This window comes from Agromyces terreus (assembly GCF_009749465.1).
Lineage (GTDB): Bacteria > Actinomycetota > Actinomycetes > Actinomycetales > Microbacteriaceae > Agromyces > Agromyces terreus.
The window spans coordinates 148,934-161,302 of sequence record NZ_WBIS01000001.1 but is presented as its reverse complement, the minus strand read 5'-3'; the positions used below and the strand labels follow the sequence as shown (position 1 = coordinate 161,302).

Here is a 12,369-nt window from a genome sequence, read left to right as displayed (position 1 = left end):
TCCGACGACCTCGCGGTCCGACGACCTCGCGGTCCGACCGCAGGCAGCGGGGCGCGATCGCGCCCCCGCTACGCCTCGAACCGGTAGCCGAGACCGCGCACGGTGACGAGCTGCACCGGCTCCGACGGCTGTCGCTCGATCTTCGAGCGGATGCGCTTGATGTGCACGTCGAGGGTCTTCGTGTCGCCGAAGTAGTCCGAGCCCCACACACGATCGATCAGCTGTCCGCGCGTCAGCACCCGGCCCGGGTTGCGCATCAGCAGCTCGAGCAGCTCGAATTCCTTCAACGGCATCGGCACGGCCTCGCCGTCGACCTCGACCGTGTGGCGGTCGATGTCCATGCGCACCCGGCCCCCCTCGAGCAGCGCCTCGTCGAAGTCCTCCGCGTCGATGCGCCGACGCAGCACCGCACGGATGCGGGCCAGGAGTTCACGCGTCGAGTAGGGCTTCGTCACGTAGTCGTCGGCACCGAGCTCAAGCCCGACGACGATGTCGATCTCGGAGTCCTTGGCTGTGAGCATGATGATCGGCACGTTCGATCGCGCCCGGATCTCACGGCACACCTCGGTGCCGGGGAGCCCGGGCAGCATCAGGTCGAGCAGGATCAGGTCGGCGCCGGCGCGGTCGAACGCGGCGATCGCGGTAGGCCCGTCTGCGGCGACCTCGATCTCGTACCCCTCGCGTTCGAGGAGGAAGCTCAGCGGGTCGCTCAGGGCGATCTCGTCTTCGACGAGCAGGATGCGGGTCACGGGGTTCTCTCCTCGGATGTGGCTCGGCGTTCCGCGCCGGCGGTTGTGCGGGTTCGGGTGTCGCGGCTAACGCACCGGATGCGGGGAACGCCGCTCTGCGGCATCCGGCGCCTGATGCTCGACCCCGTCGGCCCGGGCGGACGGCGTGGCGGTGCGATCGGGCGACCCCTCGGCGTCGGCCGCCCGTGGGGCCTCCTCGGCGAGCGGCAGGCGGATGACGAACGTCGACCCCCGACCCGGGCGCGACCACACGCGCACGTCGCCCCCGTGGTTCTGCACGGTGTGCTTCACGATGCTGAGGCCGAGGCCCGAACCGCCCGTGTTGCGCGAGCGCGCCTGATCGACGCGGAAGAAGCGCTCGAACACGCGGTCGAGATCATCGGGGCCGATGCCGATGCCCTGATCGGTGATCGCGATCTCGACGGCGTCGTCCTCGACGCGCACGCCGACGCCGACCCGGCCGCCGTCGTTCGAGTAGGCGATCGCGTTGGAGATGAGGTTGTGCACGGCGACGATGATGAGCGCGCGATCGCCGTAGACCTTCGCGCCCGCCGCGACGCGGACGGCCACGTCGATGTGCTTCGCCGCGGCCACGATGCGGTTCTGGTCGACGGCTTCAGCGACCACCTCGTCGATCGAGACGAGGGCGTCGGGGCGCAGGGCGTCGCGCGCCTGCAGTCGTGAGAGTTCGATGACCTCGCTCGTGATGCGCGCCAACCTGGTCGCCTCGGTCGAGAGCCGGCCGGCGAAGCGCCGCACCTGGTCGGGTTCGTCGGAGGCCTGCTCGATGGCCTCGGCGAGCAGGCTCACCGACGCGATCGGCGTCTTGAGCTCGTGGCTGATGTTGGCGACGAAGTCGCGCCGGACCTCGTCGAGGCGGTGCGCCTCGGTGCGGTCCTCGGCCAGCAGCAGCACGAAGCGCGTTCCGAGGCGGGCGACCAGCACGTGCAGCCGCATCGTGGAGTCGCCGTAGGGGCCGCGCGCCACGGTGACCTCCTCGGTCACCGTGTCGCCGTCGGTGCGGACGGATGCCGCGAGCGCGACGAGTTCGGGATGCGTCAGCATGCCCCCGTGCACGAGGCCGAGCGCGAGCGCGCCGGGCGAGGCCTTCAACACGTTGTTGGACGGGTCGAGCACGATGCCCGCCGATTCGAGCACGTCGAGCACCTGTTCGACGCCGTCGGGGATGCTCGGCGCGATGACCTTCGCCGCATGCGCGCCGCGCCGCTCGGCCATGTAGAGCATGAGGAGGATGCCGGCGCCGAGGAACACGCCGAGGGCCAGCGCGACGAGCACCAACCAGATGGAGTCCATGTCTGTAGCGTAGCCACACGGCGAACGGCCCGATCGCCGCTTCCCCCCGCCTCCGGCGGTAGGTTAACGAGTGTTCAGGCCCACGGCACCTGCCGTTCACTTTGGAACGCGACGATGTCGGGGCCCGGCGTCAACCCGGGCGCTGAGGCGTGCGCTCCGCGCATCGCCGTCGTCGAGAGAAGGAAGAGTCATTCATGCGTGAGGTGTTCCAGCAGGAACTGCAGGAGGTTCGCGAGCGACTCGTCGAGATCGCCGAACTCGTCGCGACATCGATCGAGAAGGCCACGCGCGCGTTCAACGAATCCGACGTCAGCCTCGCCGAGGAGGTGATCGCCGAAGACCACCGCATCGACCAGGGCACCGTGGCGCTCGACGAACTCGCGATCACGATCCTCGCCAAGCAGCAGCCCGTGGCCCGCGACCTCCGCATCGTCGTCAGCGCCCTGCGCATCAGCGCCTCGCTCGAGCGCATGGGCGACATGTCGACCCACATCGCGCAGCTCGCGCGCTACCGGTTCCCCGACAAGGTCGTGCCGAAGAAGCTGCGCGGCACCTTCGCCGACATGGGGGCGCTCGATGTCGAGATCGCGCAGAAGCTCGCCGAGCTGCTCCGCACCGAAGACGTGAAGCTCGCCGAGGAGATCCGCAACGAGGACGACAAGGTCGACGACCTGCATCTCTCGGTCTTCGACACCGTGCTCGGCGAGAAGTGGAAGGGCGAGGCCGCCGACACGGTCGACGCGACCCTCGCGAGCCGCTACCACGAGCGCTTCGCCGACCACGCCGTCTCGATCGCGAAGAAGGTGCAGTACCTCGTGACGGGCGATTGGGACCCCGACATCAACGCCGGCGTCTAACGCCGCGCTGCGGCATCCGCACGTCGCGCCGCGGCATCCGCTCGACGCAGGCGGCACAGCGAAAGGGCGGGGGATCACTCCCCCGCCCTTCGTCGTGCGCGCGGCTCGCGCCTACTTCTTGCCCTGCGCGGCGACCGCGGCGGCACCGGCCGCGGCAGCCTCGGGGTCGAGGTAGCGGCCGGGAGCGAGCGGCGTGAAGTCGTCGCCGAGCTCGTAGACCAGCGGGATGCCGGTGGGGATGTTCAGCTCGGCGATGTCGTCGTCGCCGATGCCGTCGAGGTGCTTTACGAGCGCGCGCAGCGAGTTGCCGTGCGCGGTGACGAGCACCGTCTTGCCCGCGGCGAGGTCGGGGACGATGCCCGATTCCCAGTAGGGCAGCATGCGCGCGATGACGTCTTTCAGGCACTCGGTGCGCGGCAGGTCGGCGTCGTCGAGGTCGGCGTAGCGGGGGTCGCCGACCTGCGAGTACTCGGCGTCGTCGGCCAGCACGGGCGGCGGCACGTCGAACGAGCGGCGCCAGAGCTGGAACTGCTCGGGACCGTACTTCTCGAGCGTCTCGGCCTTGTCGAGGCCCTGCAGCGCGCCGTAGTGGCGCTCGTTGAGGCGCCAGGTGCGACGCACGTCGATCCACGCGCGGTCGGCGACGTCGAGCGCGATGTTCGCAGTCTGGATCGCGCGGGTGAGCACCGAGGTGTGCAGCACGTCGGGCAGCAGGCCCGACTCGGCGAGCAGCTCGCCCGCGCGTGCGGCCTCGGTGCGGCCGAGTTCGCTGAGTCGCACGTCGACCCAACCGGTGAACAGGTTCTTCTGGTTCCATTCGCTGTTGCCGTGGCGAAGCAGCACGAGGGTGTGAGGCATGCCACCAGCCTAGCCGTGAGGCATCCTCCGCCCATGCCGCGGGTCGGCCGATGACGCGCGGCTCGGGTCGAGGGCGAGCGGATGCCGCGGCGCGGCCGCGCTGGCATGCTTGAGGCATGCCCGCCGACGCCTCGCCCCACCCGCGTCGGCTCCGACCCGGGCAGCGCGTCGGCACCGTCACGCGCGGCACGACGAACACGAACCGGCTGCGACGGGTCGATCGCTGGATCGCCGCGCAGCCCGAACTGCGGCACGCCGTCGACCCGTTCGTCGTCGACCTCGGCTACGGCGCGAGCGGCGTGACCGCGCTCGAGCTCGCGACGAGGCTCGCCCGCACCCGTCCCGCCGTGCGCGTGCTCGGCCTCGAGATCGAACCCGAGCGTGTGCGCGTCGCGAACGAACAGCTCGCCCGCGTGCGTGCCGGGGAGACCCACTTCGACCCGGCCCTCGAGGTCGCGTTCGCGGTCGGGGGGTTCGAAGTGCCGACGCCGCGCGACCGGCGGCCGGCCGTCATCCGCGCGTTCAACGTGCTGCGGCAGTACGACGAGTCCGAGGTGGCGGCGGCCTGGCGGCTGATGGCCTCGCGCCTCGCGCCCGGCGGGCTCCTCGTCGAGGGCACCTGCGACGAGCTCGGGCGCGTCTCGAGCTGGGTGGGGCTCGACGCATCCGGCCCCCGCACCTTCACGGTGAGCCTGCGCCGCTCCGGCCTCGAGCGGCCGTCGGTCGTGGCGGAACGCCTGCCGAAGGCGCTCATCCACCGCAATGTGCCGGGCGAACGGGTGCACGAACTGCTCGGCTCGCTCGACCGCGCGTGGCAGGTGCACGCGCCGATGGCGGTCTACGGGCCGTCTCAGCGGTGGATCGCGACGGTCGCGACCCTTCGGCACGAGGGCTGGCCCGTGATCGGCGGCCCACGCCGCGCCCGGCTCGGCGAGCTCACCGTGCCGTGGCAGGCCGTGGCCCCCGGCTGACGACCCTCGGCTCCGCTTTTCAGGAGGGGGTGTGCGATCGCGCGGCCGTTCGCGGCGGAATCGACCGCGGATGGCGCTTCCCGCCCACACCCCCTCCTGAAAAGTGAAAGAGGAGCGGTCAGGGGTCAGGGGCGGGCGCCGAGCCTCGGAAGCCTGGGCACGTCGACGGCGGCGCGCGCGTCGGCCGGCACGATCTCGACCTGGGCTGCTGCGACGTCGGTCTCGTGGCTCTCGACGATGAGCGGCAGATCTCCGGGCACCGCACGCTTCACGACGGCGAGCGCGATCGGTCCCAGCTCGTGGTGCATCGCGCTCGAGGTGATGCGGCCGACCACGCGTCGCTCGGGCGCCTGCCCCTCGACCGGCTCGGGTCGCACCTTCTCGCCGATGACCTCGTCACCGGTCTCGGGCAGCACGGTGTCGCTGCCGTCGAGATGCAGCAGCACGAGGCGCCGGGGCGGGCGGCCGAGGTTCAGCACCTTCGCGACCGTCTCCTGCCCCTTGTAGCAGCCCTTGCCCAGGTCGACGGCGCTCTGCAGCCAGTCGAGCTCGTGCGGCAGGCTCTTCTCGTCGACCTCGGTCGCGAGCCTCGGTCGCCAGGCGGCGACCCGCAACGCCTCGAGCGCGAGCGAACCGGCCACGCCGATACGACCGGACCGGACGGCGTCGGCGGCCTCGGCGAGCGAGGACCGAGGCACGATGCGCTCGATCGCACGCCACTCGGATGCCGGGTGGCCGGCGTCGGCGGCGTAGCGGTGCGTTCCGGGGATGCGCTCGGACCACGGGTCGACCCAGTCGAGCGCGACACCCGACGGCGACGCGGCGGGTGCCGCGGCATCCAGCGCCGCGGTCGACATCGCGGCGATCACGGCGAACTCGTCGCCGCGATCGGCGACCTCGACCCGCAGCATGAACCGCATGCGGTCGAGGAATGCCGAAAGCGGCGCGGCATCCGCCCGCTCGCAGACGAGCCAGGTCGTCTCACCGTCGTCGACCGCGTGGACCACGTGCTCGATATGGCCCGACGCGTCGAGGAACAGCGCCTCGGCGCTGTCGCCCGGGCGCAGGCCGGCGAACGACTGGCTCGCCATGGAGTGCAGCCACGAGAGCCGGTCGGGCCCGGCGACCGCGACGATGCCGCGCGTCGAGAGATCGACGATCGCCTCGCCGCGTTCGAGTCGGCGCTGCTCGACGATGGGGTTGCCGTAGTGGCCGGCGACGCCCTCGTCGATGCCCTCGACGGCGACCGCGCCCGGAAGCGAGAGGAACGGAGACGCGTGCATCAGTCGACCTTCGCGAGCCGGGCCGACGCGTGCGTGCGCAGATCCTGCCCGAGCGCCGCGATGTCCCATGCCCAGAGCAGGTGGCCCTCGACGAGTCCGTAGAGCCTGGTGGCCGCCGCGTAGTCCTTCGCCCCGGCCCCGCGCATCACGGCGTCGGTCGCGAGATCGACCCGCGGACCCTTGACCTGCCCGAGGTAGAGCTCGGAGACCCCTCCGGGATGCACGAGCGAGACCTCGAGATCGAACCCGCCGTCGGCGTTGCGCAGCGTCTCGACGTCGTCGGCCGTGCCGTAGCGCGACTCACCCACGCCGGGCAGCATCGCCGGACCGGGGTCGGCGTCGCCGAGCTCGCGCGCGATGCGCCAGTACCCGGTCTCGGTGGCCAGGGGCTGCTGCTCGCCGTCGGCGTCGGTGAGCCAGGTGTACGACGAGTAGTTCAGGTGCGGCAGGCCGTCGTGGCTGAAGCTCAGGCGCTGACCGAACTCGTGCGTGACCTTCTCGTCGCCGACGGCGTAGTCGATGACGCCCGAGCCCTCCCAGACGCCGAGGAGCCAGGAGAGCGGAACGAGCTCGGGCGGAAGACCCGCGGGCAGGTCGATCATGCGCTCAGCGCTGGCCCTTGAAGAGCTTGTACACGACGACTCCGCTGATCCACGCGATCGAGAGGCTCGCGAGACCGAGCAGGCCGATGAAGAGGAGTTCGAGGGCGAGCAGCTGCGACATGCTCCGAGTCTATCCGGTCGGGCGGGGCCGGCGTCGCCTCGGCGACCGGATCAGGCGAAGGCCGTCGGCGCGACCGCGACGGCGGCGACGGCGAGCACGAGCGCCGCGCCGCCGACGCTGACGCTGGCGCGTTCGACGAACCCGTGCGGCCGTCGCGTCATGAGCTGGGCGAGCAGCGCTCCGAGCACGGATGCCGCGAACACGACGCCGAGCGCCGCGTACACCCCGAGCGGGCCGGTCGAGCCGAACCATTCGTCGGTGCCGCCGAACGCGAGGACGAGCACGATCGCGGCTCCGATGACGGCGAGCGCCCACACCGCCGCCACGGCGACGGCGCCGCCCCGTGTGTCGTTCCGGGTCTGCGTCTGCATGTCTTCCTCGTTCGTGTCGCCGGTCGGCGCGCGCCGTCCCGTAGTATTGACGAACTTACTCCTGGAGGGGTGTACGTGGCGCAGCTCTTGATCCTGTCGCCGGCGGCAAACGACGAAGTTCTCCCGGCGCTGTCCCTGTTGTCTCACCGAACGCGGATCATTCCCGCTTCGCCTGAGCAGTTGGTCAGAGCGCCCGAATCCGATCTCGTGTTCCTCGACGCCCGCACGAACCTCGCCGGCGCGAAGGCGCTCTCGCAGATCCTCCGCACGACCGGCCTGTCCGCCCCGCTGATCCTCATCGTCACCGAGGGTGGCCTCACCGCCGTCACGCCCGACTGGGGCATCGACGACGTCGTGCTCGAGCACGCCGGCCCCGCCGAGGTCGACGCACGCATCCGCCTGGCCCTCGGCCGCGCCCAGGCGACGCAGCCGAGCGAGCGCATCCAGACCTCCGGCGTCGTCATCGACGAGGCCAGCTACTCAGCGAAGGTCCACGGCCGCACGCTCGACCTGACGTACAAGGAGTTCGAGCTGCTCCGCTTCCTCGCGGCGCACCCGTCCCGGGTGTTCACCCGCGAGCAGCTGCTGAGCGAGGTCTGGGGCTACGACTACTTCGGCGGCACGCGCACCGTCGACGTGCACGTGCGACGGCTCCGGGCGAAGCTCGGCGACCTCGACAGCCTCATCGGCACGGTGCGCAACGTCGGCTACCGCTTCAACGTGCACGAAGACGACGAAGGCGCCCCCGTCACGGTTCGTTGACGCCCCGTTCACCGGGCGAAACGACGCGGGTGGCATGATGTCAGGATGACCGTGGACAGCACTCTCGACGACGGCTCGACGCTGAGCGATTTCGACGACGACTTCGAACCGTTCGACATCGAGGGCGCCCCCGAGCTGCCCGCCGAGCGTTACCTCGATCGCGAGCTCAGCTGGCTCGCGTTCAACCTCCGCGTGCTCGAGCTCGCCGAGGATCCGAAGATCCCCGTGCTCGAGCGCGCGAACTTCCTCGCGATCTTCGCGTCGAACCTCGACGAGTTCTTCATGGTGCGCGTCGCGGGCCTCAAGCGCCGCATCATCACGGGGCTCGCGGTGCCCACCAACGTCGGCCGCGCGCCGCTCGACGTGCTGAGCGACATCTCCCGTCAGGCGCACGAGCTCCAGGAGCGCCATTCGCTCGCCTACCAGGAGCTCGTGAAGCCGGCCCTCGCCGAGGCCGGCATCCGCGTCGTCGCCTGGGACGGGCTCGGCGAAGACGCCCGCGAGCACCTGCACGACTACTTCTCGAGCCAGATCTTCCCGGTGCTCATGCCGCTCGCGGTGGACCCCGCGCATCCGTTCCCCTACATCTCCGGGCTCTCGCTGAACCTCTCGGTCCGGGTGCGCAACAGCCGCACGGGCCGGCAGGAGTTCGCGCGCGTCAAGGTGCCGCAGATGCTCCCCCGCTTCGTGCGCGTCGACCCGACCGAGCCCATCGAGGACGCCCGGTACATCGCGCTCGAGGACCTCATCGCCAACCACCTCGGCGATCTGTTCCCCGGCATGGAGATCCTCGCGCACCACGTCTTCCGCGTCACGCGCAACGAAGACGTCGAGATCGAGGAGGACGAGACCGAGAACCTCATCAAGGCGCTCGAGAAGGAGCTGCTGCGACGGCGCTTCGGCCCGCCCATCCGCCTCGAGGTCAGCGACGACATGGACGACGTCACCCTCGGGCTGCTCGTGCGCGAGCTCGACGTGACCGACCACGAGGTCTTCCGCCTGCCCTCCCCGCTCGACCTCGGCGGCCTGTTCGACCTCGCCCGTCTCGACCGCCCCGAGCTGCACTATCCGACCCACGTGCCGGTGACCGCCTCGCAGCTGCAGCCGTCCGACACGAACCTGCGCGCCGACATCTTCAAGGCCGTCTCCCGTCAGGACGTCCTGCTCCACCACCCGTACGAGTCCTTCGCGACGAGCGTGCAGGCCTTCCTCGAGCAGGCCGCGGCCGACCCCGACGTGCTGGCCATCAAGCAGACCCTCTACCGGACCTCCGGCGACAGCCCGATCGTCGAGGCGCTCATCGACGCGGCGGAGTCCGGCAAGCAGGTGCTCGCGCTCGTCGAGATCAAGGCCCGCTTCGACGAGCAGGCGAACATCACCTGGGCGCGCAAGCTCGAGAAGGCCGGCGTGCACGTCGTCTACGGGCTCGTGGGGCTGAAGACGCACTGCAAGCTCGCCCTCGTGATCCGCCAGGAGAAGGGCACGCTGCGGCACTACAGCCACATCGGCACCGGAAACTACAACCCGAAGACGAGCCGCATCTACGAGGACCTCGGGCTGCTGACCGCCGACGACCAGGTCGGGAAAGACCTCACCCGGCTCTTCAACGAGCTCTCGGGCTACGCCATCGAGAAGAAGTTCAAGCGTCTCCTCGTGGCCCCGCTCCACCTGCGCAAAGGCCTCCTGAAGCTCATCGCCGCCGAGGTCCGCAACGCCGAGCGCGGCAAGCCGGCCGGCATCCGCATCAAGGTCAACTCGATGGTCGACGAGGCCATCATCGACGCGCTGTACCGAGCGTCGAACGCCGGGGTCAAGGTCGAGGTGTGGGTGCGGGGCATCTGCAGCCTGCGCCCCGGACTGCCGGGGCTGAGCGAGAACATCACCGTGCGATCCATCCTCGGCCGCTACCTCGAGCACTCGCGCATCTTCGCGTTCGTGAACGACGGCGACACGCAGATCCACATCGGGTCGGCCGACATGATGCACCGCAACCTCGATCGCCGCGTCGAAGCGCTCGTGCGACTGGTGGATCCGAAGCACGTCAGCGAGGTCTCCGCCCTGTTCGACCGGGCGATGGACGACCGCACGAGCTCCTGGCACCTCGACGGCGACGGCGTGTGGACCCGGCACACCGTCGACGAGGACGGGCAGCCGCTCGACGACCTCCAGGCCGCGCTCATGCTCGAGATCGGGCAGCGGAGCGCACGATCCGGACACCGCCGGTGAAGGCCGAGACGGCCGTCTACGCGGCGGGAGCGGTGTGCTGGCGCATCATCGACGGGCGCATGCACGTGCTGCTCATCCACCGCACGGTGCACGGCGACGTGACGATCCCCAAGGGCAAGGTCGACCCCGGCGAGTCCCTGCCGCAGACCGCCGTGCGCGAGATCGCCGAGGAGACCGGGCTCGAGATCGCCCTCGGGGTGCCCATCGGCATCTCCCGCTACGACATGCCCAACGGGCGCGAGAAGGTCGTGCACTACTGGGCCGGCGAGGTCAGCGACCACGCGCTGCAGCATTCCACGTTCAAGCCGAACGGCGAGGTCGCGGCGCTCGAGTGGGTCACCGTCAAGCGGGCCCGCACCTACCTGTCGTACCAGCCCGACGTCGAGATCCTCGAGAACTTCGCGGCGCTCGTCGACCAGGGCGTGACCAGCACCTTCCCGCTCATCCTGCTGCGGCACGGCAAGGCCGTCTCGCGCGGTTCGTGGGACGGCGCCGACGCCGCGCGCCCGCTGAGCGGCCACGGGGTGAAGGAGGCCGCGGCGCTCGTCGAGACCCTCCGCGCGTGGCAGCCGACCCGCATCGTGTCCAGCCCGGCGATCCGATGCGTGACGACCGTGCGGCCGCTCTCCGCGGCGACGGCGGTCAAGGTCAAGCTCGACGACCGCATCAGCCAGGACGCCTGGACGACCGGCGACGCCGACGTGCGTCGCGTCATCGGCAAACGCGTGCGCTCGGGCCGCGCGGCCGTGGTCTGCAGTCACGGACCGGTGCTTCCCGAGATCGTCCGCGAGGTCGCCCTCGCGACCTCGACGCCCCTCGGCTCGTATGTGACGGATGCCGCGGAGCTGGAGCCGGGCGGCTTCAGCGTCGCGCACCTCTCGGCGACCAACTCGGGTTCCGGCATCATCGCGATCGAGACGCACGCACCGCGCGTCTGACGGGCGGCATCCCGGGCCGCAGGCCCCGGATCCGCATCGGACAGCGGTCGTTCACCTTCCGTTCACCACTTCAGCGCATGCTCGTAAGGCGCGCTGATTAGCGTCGCAGGCGGGTCGGCACCGGCCCGGAACCTGCAATCGAATCCCCGGAAGGGAATCTCACGTGAACCTCAAGCGTTTCGGCGTGCCCGCCGTCGTCGCCGTCACTGCGGCGCTCGCGCTCAGCTCCTGCGCCTCGAACGAAGGCGGCGCCGCCGCACCCGAGGAGTCCGCCTCCACGCTCTCGGGCAACCTCGTCGGCGCGGGCGCATCCTCCCAGGACACCGCCCAGCAGTCCTGGATCGCCGGCTTCCAGACCGCGAACCCCGACGTCACCATCGACTACGACCCCTCGGGCTCCGGAGCCGGTCGCGACACCTTCCTCGCCGGCGCGAGCGACTACGCCGGCTCCGACCGCGCGTTCAAGGACGAGGAGATCGCCGCGGGCGGCTTCACCGCCTGCGCCCCCGACACGGGCATCGTAGAGCTCCCGGTCTACATCTCGCCGATCGCGGTCGTCTTCAACCTCGACGGCATCGACTCGCTCGACCTCGACGCCGCGACCATCGCCGGCATCTTCGCGGGCACCATCACGAACTGGAACGACCCGGCCATCGTCGCGACGAACCCCGACGCGACGCTGCCCGACCTCGCCATCACGGCCGTGCACCGCTCCGACAAGTCGGGCACCACGGGCAACTTCACCGACTACCTGGCCGCGGCCGCACCCGGGGTGTGGACCGCCGGTTCGGTCGAGGAGTGGCCGATCGAGGGCGGCGAGGCCGCTCAGGGCACCTCCGGCGTGGTCGACGCCGTCACGGGCGGCTCGGGCACCATCGGCTACGCCGACGCCTCGCGCGCCGGCGACCTCGGCATCGTCTCGGTCAAGGTCGGCGACGAGTTCGTGCCGTACTCCCCCGAGGCCGCGTCGGCCGTCGTCGACGCCTCGCCGTTCGCCGAGGGCCGCACCGAGGGCGACCTCGCGATCGAGCTCGACCGCAACGCGGACGACACGGGCGTGTACCCGATCGTCCTCGTCAGCTACCTCATCGCGTGCGAGGAGTACGCCGATGCCGCGAACGTCGAGCTCCTGAAGTCCTACCTCGCCTACACGGCGAGCGAGGACGGCCAGGCGACCGCCGCGACCGACGCCGGCTCGGCGCCGATCTCGGACTCGCTGCGCGAGAAGATCAACGCTGCGATCGACTCCATCAAGTAGTAGGTTCGTGCCCGACCCCCTGTGCTCGTCGCACGGGGTCGGGCACGATCATGTCTCTT

The 12,369-nt window shown here is 70.6% G+C and carries 12 protein-coding genes; 6 read left to right on the top strand and 6 right to left on the bottom strand.

The features are described from left to right. Window positions 1-68 precede the first annotated feature (68 nt). Window positions 69-749, bottom strand: coding sequence for a response regulator transcription factor (locus GQQ92_RS00670; protein WP_156997322.1), 681 nt, complete (start codon window positions 747-749; stop codon window positions 69-71). Between the two features lie 66 nt (window positions 750-815). After that, window positions 816-2,063, bottom strand: a complete 1,248-nt coding sequence (locus GQQ92_RS00665) for a sensor histidine kinase (RefSeq protein WP_156997321.1) — start codon at window positions 2,061-2,063, stop codon at window positions 816-818. Window positions 2,064-2,257: 194 nt separating this feature from the next. On the opposite strand from GQQ92_RS00665, the gene phoU reads away from it, so the two are divergent. Further along, window positions 2,258-2,920: a phosphate signaling complex protein PhoU gene (gene phoU, locus GQQ92_RS00660; RefSeq protein ID WP_156997320.1), complete on the top strand. Its 663-nt coding sequence runs from the start codon at window positions 2,258-2,260 to the stop codon at window positions 2,918-2,920. 111 nt (window positions 2,921-3,031) lie between these two features. Here phoU and GQQ92_RS00655 read toward each other — a convergent pair whose 3' ends face one another. Further along, a complete protein-coding gene (locus tag GQQ92_RS00655; protein ID WP_156997319.1) occupies window positions 3,032-3,778 on the bottom strand; it encodes a phosphoglyceromutase in 747 nt (248 codons plus the stop codon). 116 nt (window positions 3,779-3,894) lie between these two features. Here GQQ92_RS00655 and GQQ92_RS00650 point away from each other — a divergent pair, with 116 nt between their 5' ends. Beyond that, window positions 3,895-4,749, top strand: a complete 855-nt coding sequence (locus GQQ92_RS00650; RefSeq protein WP_156997318.1) for a class I SAM-dependent methyltransferase — start codon at window positions 3,895-3,897, stop codon at window positions 4,747-4,749. A 125-nt stretch (window positions 4,750-4,874) separates the two neighbouring features. On the opposite strand, the gene ygfZ is transcribed toward GQQ92_RS00650, so the two are convergent. From ygfZ to GQQ92_RS00635, 3 genes are all read right to left on the bottom strand, one after another. Then, on the bottom strand, window positions 4,875-6,032 hold the full coding sequence (ygfZ, locus tag GQQ92_RS00645) for a CAF17-like 4Fe-4S cluster assembly/insertion protein YgfZ (RefSeq protein ID WP_156997317.1): 1,158 nt from the start codon (window positions 6,030-6,032) through the stop codon (window positions 4,875-4,877). Further along, window positions 6,032-6,634 (bottom strand): nitrobindin family protein, encoded by a 603-nt coding sequence (locus tag GQQ92_RS00640; protein ID WP_156997316.1) that lies wholly within the window; start codon window positions 6,632-6,634, stop codon window positions 6,032-6,034. The genes ygfZ and GQQ92_RS00640 overlap by 1 nt, the downstream gene beginning before the upstream one ends. Window positions 6,635-6,805: 171 nt before the next feature. Continuing rightward, window positions 6,806-7,126, bottom strand: coding sequence for a hypothetical protein (locus tag GQQ92_RS00635; RefSeq protein ID WP_156997315.1), 321 nt, complete (start codon window positions 7,124-7,126; stop codon window positions 6,806-6,808). A 75-nt stretch (window positions 7,127-7,201) separates the two neighbouring features. On the opposite strand from GQQ92_RS00635, the gene GQQ92_RS00630 reads away from it, so the two are divergent. The 4 genes from GQQ92_RS00630 to GQQ92_RS00615 all read left to right on the top strand — a co-directional run bounded on the left by GQQ92_RS00630 (window position 7,202) and on the right by GQQ92_RS00615 (window position 12,310). Next, window positions 7,202-7,888, top strand: coding sequence for a response regulator transcription factor (locus GQQ92_RS00630; protein WP_156997314.1), 687 nt, complete (start codon window positions 7,202-7,204; stop codon window positions 7,886-7,888). A 45-nt stretch (window positions 7,889-7,933) separates the two neighbouring features. Then, entirely contained in the window at window positions 7,934-10,114 is a 2,181-nt protein-coding gene (locus GQQ92_RS00625; RefSeq protein ID WP_156997313.1) for an RNA degradosome polyphosphate kinase, read from the top strand. Then, window positions 10,111-11,052, top strand: a complete 942-nt coding sequence (locus tag GQQ92_RS00620; RefSeq protein WP_269149143.1) for an NUDIX hydrolase — start codon at window positions 10,111-10,113, stop codon at window positions 11,050-11,052. The genes GQQ92_RS00625 and GQQ92_RS00620 overlap by 4 nt, the downstream gene beginning before the upstream one ends. A 163-nt stretch (window positions 11,053-11,215) precedes the next feature. Next, window positions 11,216-12,310, top strand: coding sequence for a phosphate ABC transporter substrate-binding protein PstS (locus tag GQQ92_RS00615; protein ID WP_156997312.1), 1,095 nt, complete (start codon window positions 11,216-11,218; stop codon window positions 12,308-12,310). The last annotated feature ends 59 nt before the right edge of the window (window positions 12,311-12,369 follow it).